Raw genomic sequence first — 22,563 nt, 5'->3', positions numbered from 1 at the left:
GATTGAGAACGGCTGCTCGTTCATGGGGTGGATCAGGGCCTTGAAGGGCAGCATGCGGACTAATTATTTCAAGACGTCATCCGTTCTCATTGGAGAAAGATTCCGGGCAGCAAGCCCGGCCACGGCGCCTTCCGGATGCCCATGATTTACTTATAACTATTTGATTTATAGATAGTTTTTTAGGTTATGGCAGAGCAGGGCCCGATCTCCATTGCAAGCATAATCCTGGCAGGAAACCCCATGACGGACGCGTTCGAACTCCCCAGTACCCTGGCCCAAGCCCTTCAACGCCGGGCAGTCCTGGCACCTGATCAAGTGGCGTTGCGTTTCCTCGCTGAAGAGCAGGCGCAGAGCGTGGTCCTCAGTTATCGGGATCTGGACCTTCGCGCGCGGACCATTGCGGCCGCCCTGCAAGCCAATGCCCGGCAGGGGGATCGGGCGGTCCTGCTGTTCCCCAGTGGTCCGGACTACGTCGCGGCATTTTTCGGTTGCCTGTATGCCGGGGTGATCGCGGTGCCGGCCTACCCGCCGGAATCGACCCGTCGTCATCACCAGGAGCGCCTGATCTCGATCCTCGCCGACGCCGAGCCACGGCTGCTGCTGACCAGCGCCGGGCTGCGCGATGCGCTGTTGCAGATGGACGAACTCAAGGCCGCCGGCGCGCCGCAACTGCTGTGCGTGGACACCCTGGACGCCAGGTTGGCCGAAGACTGGCAGGCGGTTGAGCTTGAGGACCACGACATCGCCTTCCTGCAATACACCTCCGGTTCCACCGCGCTGCCCAAGGGCGTGCAGGTCAGCCACGGCAACCTGGTGGCCAACGAGCTGTTGATCCGCCGCGGTTTCGGCATTGATCTCAATCCGGACGACGTGATTGTCAGCTGGCTGCCGCTGTACCACGACATGGGCCTGATCGGTGGCCTGCTGCAACCGATCTTCAGCGGCGTGCCCTGTGTGCTGATGTCGCCGGCCTACTTCCTGGCCCGCCCCGTACGCTGGCTGGAAGCGATCAGCGAATACGGCGGCACCATCAGCGGCGGCCCGGATTTCGCCTACCGCCTGTGCAGCGAGCGAGTCAGTGAATCGGCCCTGGAGCGCCTCGACCTCAGCCGCTGGCGCGTGGCCTATTCCGGTTCCGAGCCGATCCGCCACGACACCCTGGAAGGCTTTGCCGAGAAGTTCGGCGCCAGCGGTTTTTGTCGCGACAACTTCCTGGCTTCCTACGGCCTGGCCGAAGCCACCCTGTTCGTCGCCGGCGGCGTGCGCGGCCGCGGCATCCCGGCGTTGCGTCTGGACGACCAGGCCCTGGCGCAGAACCGTGCCGAGCCGGGGCAGGGCAGCGCCATGATGAGTTGCGGCTTCAGCCAGCCGGAACACGCCGTGCTGGTGATGGACCCACAGCAGCTCAGCGAACTGCCTGACAACCGCATCGGCGAAGTCTGGGCCGCCGGGCCGAGCATTGCCCACGGCTACTGGCGCAATCCCGAAGCCAGCGCCAAGACCTTCGTCCAGCATGCCGGCCGCACCTGGCTGCGCACCGGCGACCTGGGTTTCATGCGTGATGGTGAGCTGTTCATCACCGGGCGCCTGAAAGACCTGCTGATCGTGCGCGGGCACAACCTGTACCCCCAGGACATCGAAAAGACCATCGAGCGCGAAGTGGAAGTGGTGCGCAAGGGCCGGGTGGCGGCGTTTGCGGTCAGCGACCAGGGCCAGGAAGGCATCGGCATCGCTGCGGAAATCAGCCGCAGCGTGCAGAAGATCCTGCCCCCCGAAGCGCTGATCAAGGCCATCCGCCAGGCCGTGGCCGAAGCCTGTCAGGAAGCGCCCAGCGTGGTGGTATTGCTCAACCCCGGGGCCCTGCCGAAAACCTCCAGCGGCAAGTTGCAGCGCTCCGCCTGTCGCACACGGTTGGCCGATGGCAGCCTGGATTACTACGCGCTGTTCCCGCAGGCCGGCAGCGAACCCGCCCGCGTCGGTGAAGGTTCTGACGATGAACTGCAAAACCTGATCGGGCGAATCTGGCAGGAGCAACTGCAATGCGCGGCAGTGGCCGCCGACGATCACTTCTTCCTCTTGGGGGGCAACTCCATCGCGGCCACCCAGGTCATGGCCCGCCTGGGGCAGGAACTGGGCCTGGAGTTGAGCCTGCGCCTGTTGTTCGAAGCGCCGACCCTGGGTGAATTCAGTGCCGCCGTGGCGCGCCTGCAACAGGACGGCGGCGTGGCCCAGGGCAGCATTCAGGCCCTGTCGCGCCAGCAGCCGCTGCCCCAATCCCTGGCGCAGAACCGCCTGTGGATCACCTGGCAACTGGACCCGCACAGCAGCGCCTACAACATTCCCGGCGGCCTGCGCCTGCGTGGCGAACTGGACGAAGACGCCCTGCGCACCAGCTTCCAGCACCTGCTCCAGCGCCACGAAGCGCTGCGCACGCGGTTCTTCGAGCGCGACGGCCAGGCCCTGCAACAGGTGGACGCCGCCGGTGAATTCAACCTGCAAGTGATCGACATCAGCGACCTGCCTGTGGCCGAACGCGAAGCCCGGGCGCAGCAGATTCGCGAAGACGAAGCCCGCACCCAGTTCGACCTGGAGCAAGGCCCGCTGTACTGGGCGACCCTGGTGCGCCTGGACGATGAAGAGCACCAGTTGCTGCTGACCCTGCACCACATCATCGCCGACGGCTGGTCGCTGAATGTGCTGATCGACGAGTTCTCCCGGCTCTACGCCGCCGCGGCCCAGGGCCAGAGCCTGGAGCTGGCGCCCCTGAGCTTGCAGTACGCCGACTACGGCAGCTGGCAGCGCCAATGGCTGGCCCAGGGCGAAGGCCAGCGCCAGCTGGACTACTGGAAGCAGCAACTGGCCGATGAGGCCCCGGTACTCAGCCTGGCCACCGACCACCCGCGTTCGGCCCAGGTCCGCCACAGCGCCGCGCGCCACAGCCAGCGTCTGAGCGTGACCCTCAGTGAGGCGATCCGCCAGACTGCCCAGGCCCAGCAAGTGACGCCGTTCATGCTGTTGCTGGCCACCTTCCAGACCCTGCTGCACCGCTACAGCGGGCAGACGGACATCCGCATCGGCGTGCCCAACGCCAACCGTCCACGCCTGGAAACCCAGGGCCTGCTGGGCTTCTTCATCAACACCCAGGTACTGCGCGGCCAGCTGGATGCGCGCCAGACCTTCGCCGAGTTGCTGCAGCAGACCCGCCGCATCGCCCTTGAAGCCCAGGCGCATCAGGACCTGCCCTTCGAACAGTTGCTCGAAGCCTTCCCCGACGCCCGCGAGCAAGGCCTGTTCCAGGTCATGTTCAACCACCAGCAGCGCGACCTCAGCGCCTTGCGCCGCTTGCCGGGGCTGCTGGCCGAAGAGCTGCCGTGGCACAGCCGCGAGGCCAAGTTCGACCTGCAACTGCACACCGAGGAAGACCGCAACGGCCGCCTGAGCCTGGCCTTCGACTACGCCGACGAGCTGTTCGACGCGACGACCATCGAGCGTCTGGCCGGGCACTTCATCAGCCTGCTGGAGCATGCGTGCCAGCAGCCGGACAGCGCCCTGGGCGACTTGCCGTTGCTCGGCAAGGTCGAAGCGGCGCAACTGCAACAATGGAGCGTGGCGCCTTGCGCGAACGCCGAACGCTGGCTGCCGGAACGCCTGCATGAACAACTGCAGCAGACCCCGGAGCGCACCGCGCTGATCTGGAGCGGCGGCCAACTGAGCTTTGCCGAACTCCATGCCCAGGCCAACCGCCTGGCCCATTACCTGCGGGACAAGGGCGTCGGCCCGGACGTGTGCGTGGCCATCGCCGCCGAGCGTTCGCCGCAACTGCTGATCGGCCTGTTGGCGATCATCAAGGCCGGTGGCGCCTACGTGCCCCTGGACCCGGACTACCCCGCCGAGCGCCTGGCCTACATGCTCGAAGACAGCGGCGTGCAACTGCTGCTGACCCAAACCCATTTGCTCGGCCAGATGCCCGAGGCCCCAGGCGTCAGCGCCATCGCCATGGACAGCCTCAAGCTCGACAGCTGGCCGAGCCAGGCTCCGGGCCTGCACTTGGACGGCGACCACCTGGCCTACGTGATCTACACCTCCGGTTCCACCGGCCAGCCCAAGGGCGTCGGCAACACCCATCGCGCGCTGATGGAGCGCCTGCAATGGATGCAGGACAGCTATCAATTGCAGGCCGACGATGTGCTGATGCAGAAGGCTCCCATCAGCTTCGACGTGTCGGTGTGGGAGTGCTTCTGGCCGCTGATCACTGGCTGCCGCCTGCTGCTCGCCGCCCCCGGCGAGCACCGCGACCCGCATCGTATCGCTCAGCTGGTGCAGGAGTACGGCGTCACCACGCTGCACTTCGTGCCGCCGCTGTTGCAGCTGTTCGTCGATGAGCCACTGAGCGCCGAATGCCACAGCCTGCGCCGGGTGTTCTCCGGTGGCGAAGCCTTGCCCGCCGAACTGCGCAACCGGCTGTTGGAGCAGTTGCCGAACGTGCAACTGCACAACCGCTACGGCCCTACCGAAACCGCGATCAACGTCACCCACTGGCAGTGCTCGGTGGAGGACGGCGAGCGCTCGCCCATCGGCCGCCCGCTGGGCAATGTGCTGTGTCGGGTGCTGGATGCCGAGCTCAACCTGCTGCCCGCGGGGGTGCCCGGCGAGCTGTGCATCAGCGGCCAGGGCCTGGCCCGGGGTTATCTGGGACGCCCGGCGCTGACCGCCGAACGCTTTGTGGTCGACCCGCTGAGTGAGGAGGGCGCGCGCCTGTACCGCACCGGTGACCGCGTGCGCTGGTGCGCTGACGGCGTGCTGGAATACCTCGGCCGCCTCGACCAGCAGGTCAAGCTGCGGGGTTTTCGGGTTGAGCCGCAGGAAATCGAAGCGCGGCTGCTGGCCCAGGATGGCGTGGCCCAGGCCGCGGTGCTGGTGCGCGACACCGTCGCCGGCCCGCAGTTGATCGGCTACTACACCGCCCAGGCCAGCGACGAAGATGAAACCGAGCAACGCGCTCGGCTGACAACCGCCCTGGCCGCCGAACTGCCGGAGTACATGGTGCCGGCGCAACTGCTGCGCCTGGACGCCATGCCCCTGAGCCCCAGCGGCAAGCTCGATCGCCGGGCCCTGCCGGAACCGCAATGGCAGGTACGCGAACACGTCGAACCGAGCACCGATCTGGAACGGCAGATCGCCGCCATCTGGCGCGAAGTGCTGGGCCAGCCACGGATCGGCCTCAAGGACGACTTCTTCGCCCTGGGCGGGCATTCGCTGCTGGCCACCCAGATCATTTCCCGTACCCGTCAGGCCTGCGATGTCGAGCTGCCGCTGCGGGCGCTGTTCGAAGCCAGCGAGCTGGGAGACTTTGCCGAGCAGGTGCTGCTGATCCAGCAGTCCGGCGCGCGCAACCAGCAGCCGCCGATTGCCCGGGTCGACCGCAGCCAGCCGGTGCCGCTGTCCTACTCCCAGCAGCGCATGTGGTTCCTCTGGCAGATGGAGCCCGACAGCCCGGCCTACAACGTCGGCGGCATGGCGCGGCTGTCCGGGGTGCTGGACGTGGGGCGCTTCGAGGCCGCGTTGCAGGCGTTGATCCTGCGCCACGAAACCCTGCGCACCACCTTCCCCAGCGTCAATGGCGTGGCCCATCAGCAGGTGCATGCCGACACCGGCCTGCGCATGGCCTGGAAGGACTTCTCGGCCCTGGCTCCGGATGCCCGGCAACAACGCCTGCAACAACTGGCGGACAGCGAAGCGCACCAGCCCTTCGACCTGGAGACCGGCCCCTTGCTGCGTGCCTGCCTGGTCAAGGCCGGCGAGCAGGAGCACTACTTCGTCCTGACCCTGCACCACATCGTCACCGAAGGCTGGGCCATGGACATTTTCGCCCGCGAGCTGGGCGCGCTGTACGAAGCCTTCCTCGACGACCGCGAATCGCCCCTGGAACCGCTGCCGGTGCAGTACCTGGACTACAGCGTGTGGCAGCGCCAGTGGCTGGAATCCGGCGAGCGCCAGCGCCAGCTGGACTACTGGACCGGGCAACTGGGCCGCGAACACCCATTGCTGGAACTGCCCAGCGACCGGCCACGCCCGGCGGTGCAAAGCCACCAGGGCGAGCTCTACCGCTTCGATTTGAGCGACGAGCTGGCGGCCCGGGTGCGGGCCTTCAATGCCGAGCACGGCCTGACCCTGTTCATGACCATGACCGCCGCGTTGTCGGTGCTGCTCTATCGCTACAGCGGCCAGAGCGACCTGCGCATCGGCGCGCCGGTGGCCAACCGCATCCGCCCGGAAAGCGAAGGGCTGATCGGCGCCTTCCTCAACACCCAGGTGCTGCGTTGCCAGCTCGACGGGCAGATGAGCGTCGGCCAGTTGCTGGAGCAGGTGCGCCACACCGTGATCGAGGGCCAGTCCCACCAGGACCTGCCCTTCGACCAGCTGGTGGAAGCCTTGCAACCGCCGCGCAGCACCGCCTACAACCCGCTGTTCCAGGTGATGTGCAACGTCCAGCGCTGGGAGTTCCAGCAAAGCCGGCAACTGGCGGGCATGACCGTGGACTACCTGGTCAACGATGCCCGGGCCACCAAGTTCGACCTCAACCTGGAAGTCACCGACCTGGATCAGCGTCTGGGTTGCTGCCTGACCTACAGCACCGACCTGTTCGATGAACCGCGCATTGCGCGCATGGCCACCCATTGGCGCAACCTGCTGCAGGCCCTGATTGACGATCCGCAACGACGCTTGTGCGAACTGCCGCTGCTGCACGCCGAGGAACAGCAGCAACTGCTGGACAGCCTGAGCGTCGAGCCCGGCGAGCACCGTCTGGACCAGTGCATCCACCACCTGTTCAGCGAACAGGCCCTGGCCCGTCGCGACGCCCCGGCCCTGACCTTCGCCGGGCAGACCCTGAGCTACAGCGAACTGGACAGCCGCGCCAACCGCCTGGCCTGGATGCTTCGTGAGCGTGGCGTGGGCCCGCAAGTGCGGGTTGGCCTGGCCCTGGAGCGTTCCCTGGACATGGTCGTCGGCCTGCTGGCGATCCTCAAGGCCGGTGGCGCCTACGTGCCCCTGGACCCGGAATACCCCCTGGATCGCCTGCACTACATGATCGAAGACAGCGGCATCGGCCTGCTCCTCAGCGATGCGCGGATGTTCGCCGCCCTGGGTGAGTTGCCAGCGAGTGTCGGTCGTTGGTGCCTGGAGGAAGACGGCGCGCGACTGGCCGACTACCCGGCCGGCGAACTGCCCTTTATCAGCCTGCCCCAGCATCAGGCGTACCTGATCTACACCTCCGGTTCCACCGGCCAACCCAAGGGCGTGGTGGTGTCCCACGGGGAAATCGCCATGCACTGCCAGGCGGTGATCCGCCGCTTCGGCATGCGAGCGGACGATTGCGAGCTGCACTTCTATTCCATCAACTTCGACGCCGCCACCGAGCGCCTGCTGGTGCCGCTGCTCAGCGGCGCCCAGTTGGTACTGCGGGCTCAAGGCCAGTGGGACGCCGAGGAAATCTGCCAACTGATCCGTCAGCATCGCATCAGCATCCTTGGTTTCACCCCGAGCTACGGCAGCCAGTTGGCCCAGCATCTGGCCACCCAGCAGCAGACCCTGCCGGTGCGCATGTGCATCACCGGCGGCGAGGCCCTGACCGGCGAACACTTGCAGCGCATTCGCGCGGCGTTCCAGCCGAGCCTGTTCTTCAACGCCTACGGCCCCACCGAAACCGTGGTCATGCCCCTGGCCAGCCTGGCGCCGGAGCACTTGGCCGAAGGCGTGGCCAGCGTGCCCATCGGCAGCATCGTCGGGGCGCGGGTGGCTTACATTCTCGATGCCGATCTGGCGCTGGTGCCCCAAGGGGCGACCGGTGAGCTGTATGTCGGCGGCGCCGGCCTGGCCCAGGGTTATCACCGTCGCCCGGGGATGAGCGCCGAGCGTTTCGTGGCCGATCCGTTTGCCAGCGATGGCGGGCGCCTGTACCGCACCGGGGACCTCGTGCGCCAGTGCGCCGATGGCCAGCTGGAGTACATCGGCCGGGTCGACCATCAGGTGAAGATTCGCGGTTTCCGCATCGAGCTGGGGGAGATCGAAACCCGTCTGCTGGATCATCCGGCGGTGCGCGAAGCGGTGGTGCTGGCCCTGGACACCCCGGCCGGCAAACAGCTGGCCGCTTATCTGGTGACCGAGGTGGCCGGGCACAATGAGGCGCAGCAGGCCAACCTGCGTGAAGCCCTCAAGCAGCAGCTGAAAACCCAGCTGCCGGACTACATGGTGCCGACCCACCTGATCCTGCTGGAGAGCATGCCGTTGACCGCCAACGGCAAGCTCGACCGCCGGGCCCTGCCGATGCCGGACCCAGAGCTCAACCGCCAGCAGTACGTGGCGCCGAGCAATGATCTGGAGCAGACCCTGGCCAAGGTCTGGGGCGAAGTGCTGAACGTGCAGCAAGTGGGCCTCAACGACAATTTCTTCGAACTGGGGGGCGACTCGATCCTGTCGATCCAGGTGGTCAGCCGTGCCCGCCAGTTGGGGATTCACTTCACCCCGCGGGATCTGTTCCAGCACCAGACCGTGCAGACCCTGGCCCGGGTCGCCAGCCACACTCAGCGCGTCAGTGCCGAGCAGGGCCAGCTCAGTGGCGAAGCGCCGCTGACGCCGATCCAGCACTGGTTCTTTGACAGCCGCATTCCCCAGCCGCAGCACTGGAACCAGGCGCTGCTGCTGGAGCCGCTGGGCGTGCTCGATGCTCAACGGCTGGAGCAAGCGCTGCTGGCGGTGCTGGAGCAGCACGACGCCCTGCGCCTGCGTTTCTCTCAAGCGGACGGTCAGTGGCGCGCCGAGTACCTGCCGCTGTCCGACGCGCCGGTGCTGTGGCAAGTGCGGGTGCCGTCCATGGCCACCTGCGAGGCGCTGTTCGCCGACGCTCAACGCAGCCTCGATCTGGAACACGGACCGCTGCTGCGAGCGGTGTTGGTGGACGGGCCGGAAGGCGAGCAACGCTTGTTGTTGGCCATCCACCACCTGGTGGTGGACGGTGTGTCCTGGCGCGTGCTGCTGGAGGATTTGCAGAACGCCTATCGTCAGCTGGAAGCCGGGCAGGCTCTGAACCTGCCGGCCAAGACCAGCGCCCTGCGGGACTGGTCGAGCCGCCTGCAGGCCTATGCCGGTAGCGAATCCCTGCGTGAAGAACTCGGCTGGTGGCAGCAGCAACTGGCCGGCCCCGCCGCGCAACTGCCGGGCTTGAATGCCGCCGGTAGCCAGCAGCATCAGCAGGCCCGCAGCCACAGTGTGACCCTGGATGCCGAGCGCACCCGCCAGCTGTTGCAACAGGCCCCGGCGGCCTACCGCACCCAGGTCAACGACCTGCTGCTGACCGCCCTGGCCCGGGTGCTGTGCCGCTGGAGCGGGCAGCCTTCGGCCCTGGTGCAACTGGAAGGCCACGGCCGCGAGGCGCTGTTCGACGAGATCGACCTGACTCGTAGCGTCGGCTGGTTCACCAGCGCCTATCCGCTGCGCCTGACCCCGTTGCAAGTGGAAGAAGCGGCCGGGCAGGGCGCCTCGATCAAGGCCATCAAGGAACAACTGCGGGCCGTGCCGCACAAGGGCCTGGGCTATGGCGTGCTGCGCTACCTGGCCGATGACGCCTGCCGCGAGGCTTTGGCGGCGCTGCCGCTGGCGCCGGTGACCTTCAACTACCTGGGCCAGTTCGACCAGAGCTTCGGCGCCGACGCATTGCTGCGTCCGCTGGATGAATCCGTCGGTCCGACCCATGCACCTGAAGCACCGTTGCCCAACGAGCTGAGCATCGACAGCCAGGTCTATGGCGGCGAGCTGGTGCTGCGCTGGACTTACAGCGGCGAACGTTTCGACGCCGAGTTGATCGGCGAACTGGCGGACGCCTACCTGGGCGAGCTGCAGAGTCTGATTGCCCATTGCCTGCGCGACGATGCCGGTGGCCTGACGCCGTCGGACTTCCCCCTGGCGCGCCTGACCCAGGCCCAGCTCGATGGCCTGCCGGTGCCGGCTGTGCAGATCGAAGACGTCTACCCGCTAACCCCGATGCAGGAAGGCATGCTGCTGCACACCCTGCTGGAGCCGGGCACCGGCTTGTATTACATGCAGGATCGCTACCGCATCAACAGCGAACTGGACCCCGAGCGTTTCGCTCAGGCCTGGCAGGCGGTGGTGGCGCGCCACGAAGCCTTGCGCGCGTCTTTTTGCTGGAATGTCGGCGAAGACATGCTGCAGGTTATCCACAAGCCGGGCCGCACCCCGATCGAGTTCCTCGACTGGAGCGCGGTGCCCGAAGCCGAGCAGGAACCCAAGCTGCAAGCCCTGCATAAACAGGAGCGCGAGGCCGGTTTCGATCTGCTCAATCAGGCGCCGTTCCATCTGCGGCTGATCCGCGTCGGCGCGGCCCGTTACTGGTTCATGATGAGCAACCACCACATCCTCATCGATGCCTGGTGCCGCTCGCTGCTGATGAACGACTTCTTCGAGATCTACACCGCCCTCGGTGAAGGCCGCGAGGCACAGCTGGCGGTGCCACCGCGTTACCGCGACTACATCGGCTGGTTGCAACACCAGAGCCTGTCCGAGGCGCGGCAGTGGTGGCGGCAGAACCTTGAAGGCTTTGAACGCACCACGCCGATCCCCAGCGACCGGCCATTCCTGCGGGAACACGCCGGTGACAGCGGCGGCATGATCGTCGGCGACTGCTACACCCGCCTGGATGCCCGGGACGGCGCGCAACTGCGCGAGCTGGCGCAGCAGCATCAGCTGACCGTCAACACCTTCGCCCAGGCGGCCTGGGCCCTGGTGCTGCGGCGCATGAGCGGCGATCGCGACGTATTGTTCGGCGTTACCGTGGCCGGGCGCCCGGTGGACATGCCGGAGATGCAACGCACCGTCGGCCTGTTCATCAACAGCATCGCCCTGCGGGTCAAGCTGCCCGAGGAGGGGGAGCGCTGCAGCGTGCGCCAGTGGCTCAGCGGCTTGCTCGACCGCAACATGCAGCTGCGTGAATACGAGTACCTGCCGCTGGTGGCGATCCAGGAAACCAGCGAACTGCCCAAGGGCCAGCCGCTGTTCGACAGCCTGTTCGTGTTCGAAAACGCCCCGGTGGAAGTCTCGGTGCTGGACCGCGCCCAGAGTTTGAACGCCAGTTCGGATTCCGGCCGTACCCACACCAACTTCCCGATCACCGCCGTGTGCTACCCGGGGGATGACCTGGGCCTGCACCTGTCCTACGACCAGCGCTACTTCGAACAGGCGACCATCGAGCGCCTGCTCGGCGAGTTCAAGCGCCTGCTGCTGGCCCTGATGCAGGGCTTCCATGGCGACATGGCCGAACTGCCGCTGCTGGGTGAAGAGGAGCAGGACTTCCTGCTGGCCGGCTGCAACCAGAGCCAGCATGAGTACCCGCTGGAACGCAGCTACGTGGAGCTGTTTGAAGCCCAGGTGGCGGCCCATCCACAACGCATTGCCGCCAGTTGCCTGGACCGGCGCTACAGCTACGCCGAGTTGAACCGCTACAGCAACCGCTTGGGTCATGCCTTGATCGCCAACGGCGTGGGCTTTGATCAGCCGGTGGCCTTGCTGGCCGAGCGCGGCCTGGAACTCTTGGGCATGATCATCGGCAGCTTCAAGGCCGGGGCCGGCTACCTGCCCCTGGACCCGGGCCTGCCAAGCCAGCGCCTGGGCCGCATCATCGAGCTCAGTCGCACGCCGATCCTGGTCTGCAGCGCGGCCTGCCGTGAACAGGCCCAGGCCCTGCTGGACGAGTTCGCCTGTGCCGGGCGTCCGCGGCTGCTGGTCTGGGAAGAGCTGCAAGCCGCCGGGCATGCCGAGAGCAACCCGGGCCGTTACAGCGCGCCGGACAACCTGGCCTACGTGATCTACACCTCCGGTTCCACCGGCCTGCCCAAGGGCGTGATGGTGGAGCAGCGCGGCATGCTCAACAACCAACTGAGCAAGGTGCCGTACCTGCACTTAAGCGAGGCTGACGTGATCGCCCAGACGGCGTCCCAGAGCTTCGATATTTCGGTCTGGCAGTTCCTTGCCGCGCCTCTGTTCGGTGCCCGGGTCGACATTGTGCCCAACACCATCGCTCACGATCCCCAGGGCCTCTTGGCCCATGTCGAGGAGCAGGGCATCACGGTGCTGGAGAGCGTGCCGTCGCTGATCCAGGGCATGCTGGCCCAGGACGCCATCGCCCTGGATGGCCTGCGCTGGATGCTGCCCACCGGCGAGGCCATGCCACCGGAGTTGGCGCACCAATGGCTGCTGCGTTATCCACAGATCGGTTTGGTGAACGCCTACGGTCCGGCGGAATGCTCCGATGACGTGGCCTTCTTCCGGGTGGACCTGGCTTCGACCCGGGGCGCCTACCTGCCCATCGGTACGCCCACCGACAACAACCAGCTGTACCTGATGGACGAAGCCCTGGAGCTGGTGCCCCTGGGCGCCGTCGGCGAGCTGTGCGTAGCGGGCACCGGGGTCGGCCGTGGCTACGTCAGCGACCCGTTGCGTACCGCGCTGGCCTTCGTGCCCCATCCGTTCGGTGGGGCGGGCGAACGCCTGTACCGCACTGGCGACCTGGCACGCCGGCGCAGCGACGGCGTACTGGAATACGTCGGCCGGATCGACCATCAGGTGAAGATCCGTGGCTACCGTATCGAACTGGGGGAAATCGAAGCGCGCCTGCACGAACAGCCGGAACTGCGCGATGCCGCCGTGGGGGTGCAGGAAGGGGTCAACGGCAAGCATCTGGTGGGCTACCTGGTGGCCAGTGACTCAAGCCTGAGCCCGAGCGAATGCCTGGAGCGGATCAAACCGCGCCTGCGCGCCGAGCTGCCGGAATACATGGTGCCGCTGCACTGGCTGTGGCTGCAGCGCTTGCCCCTCAATGCCAACGGCAAGCTCGATCGCAAGGCCCTGCCGGCCCTGGAGATCGGCCAGTTGCAGAGCCAGGACTATCAAGCCCCGAGCAGTGAGCTGGAGCAAACCCTGGCCGATATCTGGGCCGAGGTGCTCAAGGTCGAACGGGTGGGCGTGCGCGACAACTTCTTCGAATTGGGCGGGCATTCCTTGCTGGCCACGCAGATTGCCTCGCGGGTACAGAAGACCCTGCAACGCAACGTACCGCTGCGGGCCATGTTCGAATGCAGCACGGTGCAGGAGTTGGCCGCGTACATCGACGGCTTGGCCGGGAGCGAGATCAGCGAGGAGAAGGTCGACCGGCTGAGTGATCTGATGGCTGAGTTGGAGGGCTTGTAACCCAGGTGTCGGCTTCGCTGGCAAGCCAGCTCCTTCAGGAGTCGGGTTGACGGTACATAGGCCCTTGGACCCTCTGCTATGATCGCGCCCGGCCCAGGTCCAAGCACCTGCGCCGGGCGTTTTCATTCAAGGACCGGAACCATGGCAGAGCCGCTTTACTGGCACGACATCGAAGATACGTTGGGCAACTGGAGTGGCCTGGGTGTCGACGTGCAGCCGGGTGCCACGGACAAACCGCCGCTGTACCTGCGCACCGGCGCCAATGCCCGGATCAAGCTGATGCACCACGACATGCCGTTGTTCTGGGCCACCCTGGCCCGCGACCACGGCGGCGTCTGGCTGGTGCGCAACCCGTTGGCCGAGGGCGCCGAATGCCGGTTGCTGGCACCCATCGACTCACCCACGGTGGAGCAGCACGCGGCGCTGGCGCCCGAGCGGCGGATCAAGGCCTGGAGCCGCTATTTCGTCAGCCATCTCAGTGAAAGCGCCCGGCACTTCCTCACCCCCGGTTTCTGGCTGGCCCAGGGCCTGCTGCCGGAGCCTGAGAGCACCGCGCGCGGCCTGGACAACTGGCGCTTCAGCTCCCGCGAAGATGCCCTGACCCACGTGCCCAACTGGCGGCTGTACGGCGAGGATTTTCTCGACAACCTGCAACCCCAGACCCTGGAGTGGATCGACTGGTGGCACGGCGGCGGCAAGCTCATCGGCCTGCACCGTGTCGACCCCGAGGCTGGGCGCTTGAAGTGGTGGCGTAAAAAGGCTCGCGAAGGCAGCCTGCCGCCGGTGCTGCTGTGGTACGTCGGCGGGCTGGCGTCCTATGTGGTGATCGACGGCCATTACCGTCTGCAGGCGGCCCTGGCGGAAAATCTTGCGCCGGCGTTCATCGTCCTCAGCGCCACCCGCGTGCGCGACTTCGCGCCCAGCCCCGAGCACCAGCAACGGGTCATGGACTCGTTGCGCAAGCGCGGCGACGCGGTGCCGCGCAACCAGGCCCTGAGCACCGATAACCTCAACCGGGTGTTGATCCAGGCCTTCGATGACCGGCCGCAGTACCGCAGCGCCACCCAGGCCTGGGCCAGCCATGAGCCAGAGGCGCAGTGGTGCGACGAAGTGCGTCAGTGCTTGAGCGGGCAGGGGCTGGCGGATGAGGTGGACGCGGTCATTGCGCGCGATGGGTAAAGCGCTGGCCGCCTTCGCTGGCAAGCCAGCTCCTACAGGCGAAAGTGTCCTCCAGACATCTGCTATATTCGCGCCCGCCTGCCGCAGGGCCGGTCATTGATCAAGGATTAGGGACAATCGTGGAACAGATTTTCTGGCGTGACATCGAGGATTTGGCCGGCCAGTGGAACGGCCTCGGCGTAGACCTCAAACGCCCGGCCAGCGGCAAGCCCAACCTGTGCCTGCTCAGTGGCAACAACTGCCGTATGCAGTTGGTGCTCGGCGACCAGACCCTGCTCTGGGGCACCATGTCCCGCTGCCTGTATGGCGTGTGGCTGGTGCGCAATCATCTGCCGGAGCAACTGCCGCAAACCCTGGTCGGCCCCATCGACTCGCCTCAGGTCGAGCAACAGGCGCGCCTCGACCCGGCCCTGCGCCTCAAGGCCTGGAGCCGCTTCTTCGTCGAGCAACTGATGCAGCACCAGCCGGACTTCTTCTACCCCGGCTACTGGCTGGTGCGGGCCCTGCGCCCGGCATCGCAGAAGCCGCTGCGGCCGCTGCTGGAGGGCATTGATGTCTGGTACTTCAAGGGCGGCGAAGACGCCCAGAGCCATATGCCGCAGTGGGCGATCTACGGCCGCAACATCCTCGACAACCAAGAGCCCGGCGCGGCGCGCTGGGTCGAGTTGGGCGAGGGCGGCGGGGCGGTGGTCGGCCTGCATGCCGTGGACCCGTATTCCGGGCGCTTGAAGTGGTGGCGCAAGAAAGCCCGCGAAGGCAGCTTGCCGCCGATTCTGCTGTGGTACGTCAGCGGCCTGAACTGTCACCTGATTCTCGATGGTCATTACCGCCTGCAGGCGGCCATCGATGAAAACCTGCCACCAGAGTTCCTGGTGCTCGGCTCGCCGCGGCTCTACCGCTATCGCCCCAACCCGCAAGAACAGCAGAAAGTGCTAGGGGCGCTGCAAATGCAGGTCCAGCGCAACAAACTCGACACCGGACGCTTCAACCAGTTGCTGATCAGCACCTTCGACGACCGGCCGTATCACGGCTTCGGCAGCCAGTCCTGGGCGGGGATTGCTTCAGAGCAGGTGTGGATCGACCAGGTCAGCGGCATTCTCAAGGAGCGCGGTGACCTGAGCGACCTGGAGGAAATCCTCGAACGCGAGGCGCCGGAAGAATACCGCTGAGTCATGCTTGCGGCTGATGCCAATCGCTTTTTTGTAGCCGCTGCCGCAGGCTGCGAACGGCTGCGCAGCAGACGCGGCGATTTCAAGGCCGCCTCAGGTCTTTGACGGGAGATCGCCAAGCAAGGTCCTGCGGACCTTTTCGCAGCCTCGCCAAGGCTCGACAGCGGCTACAGTACCCCCTGGCGACCCTGTAGCCGCTGCCGCAGGCTGCGAACGGCTGCGCAGCAGACGCGGCGATTTCAAGGCCGCCTCAGGTCTTTGACGGGAGATCGCCAAGCAAGGTCCTGCGGACCTTTTCGCAGCCTCGCCAAGGCTCGACAGCGGCTACAGTACCCCCTGGCGACCCTGTAGCCGCTGCCGCAGGCTGCGTACGGCTGCGCAGCAGACGCGGCGATTTCACGGCCGCCTCAGGTCTTTGACGGGAGATCGCCAAGCAAGGTCCTGCGGACCTTTTCGCAGCCTCGCCAAGGCTCGACAGCGGCTACAGTACCCCCTGGCGACCCTGTAGCCGCTGCCGCAGGCTGCGTACGGCTGCGCAGCAGACGCGGCGATTTCAAGGCCGCCAGCGGTCTTTGACGGGAGATCGTCAAGCAAGGTCCTGCGGACCTTTTCGCAGCTTCGCCAAGGCTCAGCAGCGGCTACAGGTCCGCAGGGCCATAGGTCCACAGGCCAATGCCGATTGGGGCAAGGTGGTTTCGGAAACGGGCTGGAAGGTCGCTGGGATGGCGTTTAGTCGCTTTCTTTTGTAAGGCAAATCCGAGAAACTGCGGGCCGCTTGAATGCGCCTGGTGGGCGGGCTAGGGTTCCGGAGCCATCGCCCAATCGATGGCTCGGATGTGCAAGTCCGACTGTTACCAGACGCATAAGCGCTCAGTCATGCCTGAGCGATTTCATGTTCGCCGTGTTATGGCGGCCGTGCGCGGGAGATCTTCGGATCTGCCGGGGTTCTGGTAACTCGGTCTTGCACACCCGCGTACGGCTGCCACCTTATTCGTGTGCAAGCGAACGGTGTCAGCTCCTTGTCATTACCAGGAGTTTGACCATGAAAAAGCTCGTCCCCGATCCCCCCACGTCCTATCGCGATCCCGCCCTCAAGGAAGCCAACGCCACCCTACGCGTGGCCCTGGCCCGGCAACCGCTGGACCCCGCGCTGTTCCAGCTCACGACCCAAGCCAACCCCGTTTCCCCCGACTCGCTGTTCAGCGTGCGCGAAGGCGTTAGCGCCGAAGAAGCCCTGGTGCATGTGGCGCTGCTGCTCAAATGCGCCGAAGAGGTCTGCGATGAAATCACCCAGCAGGGCAGCGGCCTGGAGCGCGGGCTGATCTGGTCCATGGTGCATTCGGTGGAGATGGCCCGCGCGGTGGTGGAGGCCTTGCTCGACGGGCGCCGCAGCCCGTGATGCTCGGGCCGCTGTGGCGGCCCCAGCCACTCAGGGTGTCAGGCATTCACTGCATCAGTTTGGCGGTGCCGGGGATCAAGTTGCCCTCGTCGTCTACGCGGGTGAACTCGACCTGTGCGCCGGCCTCGCTGTGGATGCTGCCAGGCTGCTTGAACGGCAGTGTCTGTTGGGCGAAAGGCGCGATCATGCCGTCTTGTACGGCCAGATCGGTGGCGCCGATTTTCACCTTGATCGTACTCAGCGTGGCGAAGTAGGGCGTTGGGTTGTCGATGCGCAACGTGGGCGTACTTGCAGTGTTTTGCAGGGTGAACTGCAACTGTTGGTTGATGGTGTGCGGGGCGCTTTGCAGCTGCACTGGACGAAACAGCACTTTCATCTGCGTGCGCAGGGTTATGGTGAGGCGCGTGGCGTCAGGCGACTGGGGGGCGTTGGAGCGCGGGGGGATTTCATAGAGGTTGAGCCAGAACAACGATTCGCGGTCCTTGGGCAGTGCCTCGCCACTGTAGATCAACCGCAGATTGCGTTGTTCACCCGGCTCCATGCGGAAAATCGCCGGCAGCGGGATGATCGGCGCCTGGGTTGTATCCGGTGTCGAACTCATTTCGCCGTCATCGACCCAGGTTTGCACTACCACGGGGTAGCTGTTCTGGTTCAGCACTTGCAATGAGGCTTCGGAGTTTTTTGCGGAAAACACCACGCGGGTTTTTTCCGCCGTGACCCCGGCGCAGGCGACGCCGACGGGCCCTAGCAGGCAAAGGGCGAGGAGCAACGGGTGACGCATTGCCTTACTGGACACGAATAATCACCTGCGCGGTCGCTTCCACTCGTCCCGCCGTTACCGTCTCGGAACTCAGTTTGTGCAAGATCGCAGTAAAGACTTCCGAGTAATAATTGATACCCGATTGGCTGCCCAGCAACGTCGACCTAGGCCCCACGGCTGGATACCAGCCACCCGCGTTGCCGCTCATGGTCTGCTCGCTGCTCAGCAGGTTGATGATCTTGCCGTTGCGTATGATGCGGATGCCCACGCCCGAGGCAATGTCGCTATCAAAGTAGCGGTCGGACAGCAGGTAGTTAAGGCTGCCGTCAGGGTTGTGCAACCACAGGACTTCAGCGGCGGTCAGGCTCCAGGGAGAGGGTAAGAAGCCCATGGCCATGGTGCCGTTGCTGACTCCGGAAACGATCGCGGCTTCGCACTTGAACTGGAGAGTGAAGGGCAGCGACAGCACCTGGCCGGCATTGAGTTCGGTGATCGAGATACTCGGAAAGTTCACCACGGGGGTGACGTTTATCACACTGCAGGTTGAAGAACGGGTGATGCTGACTCTGCCGTACATACCAATGGTGCCTGGCCAGTAAGCGGCCCAGCCCGGATGCTCAGTGAGGTGGTTGGTACCCGCTACCGGCCCACTGATGCCGGGCCCCGAGAAGGCGATGTAGGCATTGGGTTGCTTGTAAGTATAGGTCCCCAGGGTCGTGGCCCCAATCCCATTGGGCACCGCGACACGAAACAGTTCGGTGCGTATCCGGCTCATATTCTTGGCCTTGACCAGCAGGAAACCACGGGAGTCTCTGTCCAGGCCTGTCAGGCGGCGAGCCTTCCAGATGTGGGTGAAATACTCGCCTGTTTCCAGGTTGGTGATGCGGCTGATCACGTCCTTCCAGTAGGTGGCATAGCCGGCGGTCACGCCGATAGTGGTGCCGTACTGATAATCCTGGTGGCCGCTGTAATTGTTGTCGCCGTTGGTCGAGTACATCTCGAAAAGACTGGCGGCATCTTGAATCTCGCAGCGAAAGAAAACCGTGTCCGGGCTATCCGCCACGTTGTTGCCATATTCCATGAAGGAGGCTGTGCCTGAGGCAAGCAGGGTGCCCGGCAGCTGGAAGTCCGCGCTGGTGACGTTAATCACGCTGGGCAGGCCCATGGACCCGTTACAGGTATCGCATGAGTTGATCGCGCGAGCTGTTCCCTCACCTGGACGGATTTCATTGTTCTGGACGGTGTTTGAGGTGCCCACCTTATCCACTCTGTAGCACTTCGCGTGAGAGGCTTGACTCAGCCCCAGAATCAAGAGTGCGCACAGCTTCCAGTGCAGGGCGCGGCGGTGGATCTTGCGGTTAGCGGGGAGGTGCATAAGCGTACCTTTCAATCAACTGGGAGGCCTGGCAGGCAGATGGCGTTAAGGCGGCTCAAGGCTTGGTCGGGGGTGCTCCCGTGGAGGTCGTAGGGGATGTGGCAATCTTCGCCCGTGTCTTCGTCCTTGACCTGCAGGTAGCCTTGGTCGCCTGCCACGCGGGCGTAGATCTGGCTGGCCTGGCCGACCATGCCGATGACATTGCCTTGCTCGTCCATGACGTTGGCGCCCAGCGGCAAGGGATCACCGTTGGGGTGGGCCACCTTGATCAGCAGAGCCTGGCCGACCAGGGTGCGAAACTGCACCTTGACTGCGGCGCCAGCATAAGGCGCCACGCGGCGCTGATTGTCTTGCAATTCGGCGTTGTGGTTGATGCCGTTGGAGTTGAGGCCGATGTCGTTGTAGCGGTAGGCGCTCAAAGAGGGAACCAGGGCATAGCCGTCCGTGTTGATGGTTGCTCCCTGGCCGTTGCGCACTTCGGCGCCATTGGCACCCTTGGCTTCGATCAGGCCGAAGGTGTCGCTGAGGTAAGGCCCTAGCGTCAGGCCTTCGCTGTGCAGGACCGCCGAGCCTCGGGCGTTGGCGCTGGCCTGCCAGTAGTTCTTACCCTTGGAGAAGTTGCCGCCGATGCTGGCCAGCGGGCGACGTTGTTGCAGACTGCCGCCCCAGTAGGTGACCTGTTCGCTGTCGTTGCGTGAAGCGTCCACGCCGTAGCTGAGGTTCTGCGCCTCGTCCAGGGTGCCACTGATACTGGACTGATAAGTGTTGCCGTTCGTCGAGTTGTTGCTGACCGAGCTGAACAGGCTGGGCGAGCGCGGGCTTGAACCCAGTGGCATCGACAGGCTGAGCATCATGGTGTTGGTCTTGCTACTGGTGTTGCGGGTGTAGGTGCTCTGGGATTGCTGGTCATCGTTGATCAGCATGATCTGCTTGGACTCCTGGCGACTGACCGAGAGGTTGTAGCTCAGTTTTCGCCAGCTGTTGGAGTAGCCCAGTTGCAGTTGGGTATCCCGACTGCTGTTGTTGTAATAGTCGCTGGTGGAGCCCGAGACGTAGAGTTGGCCGAATCGTCCCAGCGACTGGTTGATATTGGCTGTCAGTTGGGTGCGTTGCTGGTAGCTGCCGGAGGTCCAGGTTTCGTTGTTCCTGAGGCTTTGACGCACGCCGATCACATCGCTGAGGTCGCGATAGCCCTCGGTGGAATAGCGGTAACCGGCCAGCGATACGGTGGTTGAGGTGGGCTGGAAGGTTTTGCTGTAAGTGCTTTGCAGGCGCCATCCGGAGCTGCGCTGATCGTTCTCTACGCGTGCAGTGGAGAAAGTGCTGTTGAGGCCAAAGGCACCGTAGGCCGTGGCGATAACCCCACCTCCCAGCAGGGCCATGTAATCGTCCGCGATTCGCACGCCACTGTTGAGTGTCAAGATGTTGTTGAGACCGCGTTGATAGGTGAAATCCGCGAACAGATCGTTGTCGCCGATGTTGCGAGCCTGGCCCAGGGTTATGTCGTACCGCGAGACGCCAGGGCGCATGGAGTCCGGGACGGCGGTAAAAGGCACGGTAAAGGTCGAGACGCGCCCGTCGGCCTCGATCACCTCGATCTCCAGGTCGCCCTGGTAGCTGGTGCCATAGAGGTCGTCAATGATGAAGGCCCCCGGAGCGACGTTGGTTTCGTAGATGGTGCGGCCATTCTGCTTGACCAGCACCCGTGCGTTGGTGGCGGCGATGCCCCTTACCTGGGGGGCATAACCGCGCAGGGATTCGGCTTTCATGCGGTCGTCGGTGCCCAGCTGCATCCCGCGAAACGCCATGCTGGCGAACAGGTCACCGTTGGTGAAGCTTTCGCCCAGAGTCAGCTCGCTGTCGATGGGTGGAATGGCGCGTTGTACGTAGGTGCGTATGTTGTTCCATTGCGTCTGCGGGGCACCGCTGTTGCTGTACCGCACATTGGACTGTTGACGCAGGCGCCAGAGCCCCAGGTTGATCCCCGAATTGAGACCCAGGTAGGCGGTGTCGGCGCTGGCCATGCTGCTGGAATAGCTGGAGTGGTAGTAGTTGGTGTTGTAGTTGAAGAACGCCATGCTGTTGCCAGCGTCCCACTCACTGGGGGAGACGTGGTTGCGTGGGATTTGGGTCAGCAGGCTCTGGGCAATCGAGAGGTCCAGGCGCAAGCGTGAAAAGTCGAAACGGCTTTCGACGACGCCGTTCAGGCGTTGGGACAGCGGCGCGCAGTTGGGTTGCGTGGCCTGTGCCGTGGCTACTGTTGGCAGCACCTCAAGGGAGGTCTTTGCGTTGCTGTGGCCATTCAGGCTATCGGGCTTGATCCCGGCATCGAGGAGAAACTGATCGCTCAGGCACGGCGAGACGTCGGCATCGTTGAGCGATTGAAAGTCCACCACCGAACGCGCAACGAAGTTGTTGTTCAGGTAGATGTCGACCTGATAACGCCCAGGCTGAATGGCGTTGGCCCGGTTGAAGCGCGAGAGATTGGCTTTGGCCCGTCGGCCGAGGGTCAGGTCGTCATCGAAACTGTAGTTCGATGGCGCTTGCTGTTCATCGCACCACGCCGTGGTAGGCAGGCAGCAAGCCACCAGCAATGCCGCCACGTGCCTACCTCTGAAGCACAAAAAGCGGCTCATCTCAGCGAGTGACTCCATACTCGCGAAGGACTTGTCCGCCGAAATCGTTGACCAGGGCCGCCCTGATGCGCAACGGGCCACTTGGCAGGGTCCCGGCATTGACCAGGCGCCATTCGGCCTTGCTGAACGGGGCCAGCATTTCGATTGGGAGGGCTACTGCGTGTTTTTCAGTCAGTACCTGCCCTGCCATCAGCGTGGCGAAATAACCGGTAGGGTTGTACGCGGTTATCAACCAATCCCGACCTTGCTGGGTGATGTGAAAACTCAGCTGGGATTCGATGTCGCTGGGTTTTCCGGCGATCTGGTTGGGGCGATAAAACAGCTTCAGGCGGTTGCGCAGCGTCAGTTGAAGGCGGTTCTGAGCATCGTATTCGGCGGATTTTGGCGGTATTTGCAGGGTGTTCAGGTAAAATACCGACTCGCGATCCTGAGGCAAACGCTCAGCGGTGAGCATGATCCGCACGGTCTGACCGGATTTTGGCTCCATACGAAAAATAGGCGGCGTGATGATAAATGGCGCGTCGGCATTTTCTGGGTCCGATTGCGGGTTGTCGATGTCCGCCCAGACCTGGATGAGGTTGGGGTGCGCATCCGAATTGCTCAGTTGCAGGCTGACTTCTCTGGCATCGGCCGGATAGATAATTCGCGTTGCCTGCACGATCACGCTGGCTGATGCAGGAAGTATCAGGGCACAATAACTAAGAAGTATGCCCTGAATGAATAATCTCATGGTCCTGTTCAAAAGGCGGTGTTGTATCGTCATGACATTGACCTTATCTGGATGTTGC

8 protein-coding genes are annotated in these 22,563 nt (G+C 64.5%); 4 read left to right on the top strand and 4 right to left on the bottom strand.

Annotation, left to right across the window (positions count from 1 at the left end; translation table 11 throughout):
• Positions 1-240: 240 nt before the first annotated feature.
• From WIN67_RS21325 to WIN67_RS21310, 4 genes are all read left to right on the top strand, one after another.
• A complete protein-coding gene (locus WIN67_RS21325; protein WP_339070024.1) occupies positions 241-13,257 on the top strand; it encodes a non-ribosomal peptide synthetase in 13,017 nt (4,338 codons plus the stop codon).
• A gap of 141 nt (positions 13,258-13,398) precedes the next feature.
• Complete coding sequence (locus WIN67_RS21320) at positions 13,399-14,436, top strand: hypothetical protein (RefSeq protein WP_339070023.1); 1,038 nt, start codon at positions 13,399-13,401, stop codon at positions 14,434-14,436.
• 119 nt (positions 14,437-14,555) lie between these two features.
• Positions 14,556-15,605, top strand: coding sequence for a hypothetical protein (locus WIN67_RS21315; protein ID WP_339070022.1), 1,050 nt, complete (start codon positions 14,556-14,558; stop codon positions 15,603-15,605).
• A gap of 1,042 nt (positions 15,606-16,647) precedes the next feature.
• A complete protein-coding gene (locus WIN67_RS21310; protein WP_339070021.1) occupies positions 16,648-17,004 on the top strand; it encodes a DUF6124 family protein in 357 nt (118 codons plus the stop codon).
• A 46-nt stretch (positions 17,005-17,050) separates the two neighbouring features.
• Here the strand turns inward: WIN67_RS21310 and WIN67_RS21305 are convergent, their stop codons facing one another.
• Genes WIN67_RS21305 through WIN67_RS21290 form a run of 4 tightly spaced genes read right to left on the bottom strand, consistent with a single transcriptional unit; the run spans position 17,051 to position 22,538 of the window.
• Complete coding sequence (locus tag WIN67_RS21305) at positions 17,051-17,800, bottom strand: molecular chaperone (protein WP_339070020.1); 750 nt, start codon at positions 17,798-17,800, stop codon at positions 17,051-17,053.
• Positions 17,790-19,139 carry a fimbrial protein gene (locus WIN67_RS21300; RefSeq protein ID WP_339070019.1) on the bottom strand — a complete coding sequence of 450 codons (1,350 nt, stop codon included), beginning with the start codon at positions 19,137-19,139 and terminating at the stop codon, positions 17,790-17,792. The genes WIN67_RS21305 and WIN67_RS21300 overlap by 11 nt, the downstream gene beginning before the upstream one ends.
• An 11-nt stretch (positions 19,140-19,150) precedes the next feature.
• Positions 19,151-21,742: a fimbria/pilus outer membrane usher protein gene (locus WIN67_RS21295; RefSeq protein ID WP_339070018.1), complete on the bottom strand. Its 2,592-nt coding sequence runs from the start codon at positions 21,740-21,742 to the stop codon at positions 19,151-19,153.
• A gap of 34 nt (positions 21,743-21,776) precedes the next feature.
• The gene (locus WIN67_RS21290) at positions 21,777-22,538 is read right to left on the bottom strand and encodes a molecular chaperone (RefSeq protein ID WP_339070017.1); all 762 of its coding nucleotides are present in this window, start codon (positions 22,536-22,538) and stop codon (positions 21,777-21,779) included.
• Positions 22,539-22,563: the final 25 nt, after the last annotated feature.

Origin of the sequence: Pseudomonas idahonensis, from assembly GCF_037903935.1 — a bacterium.
GTDB lineage: Bacteria > Pseudomonadota > Gammaproteobacteria > Pseudomonadales > Pseudomonadaceae > Aquipseudomonas > Aquipseudomonas danubii.
The sequence above is the reverse complement of the archived record's forward strand: the minus strand, read 5'-3'. Positions and strand labels throughout refer to the sequence as shown.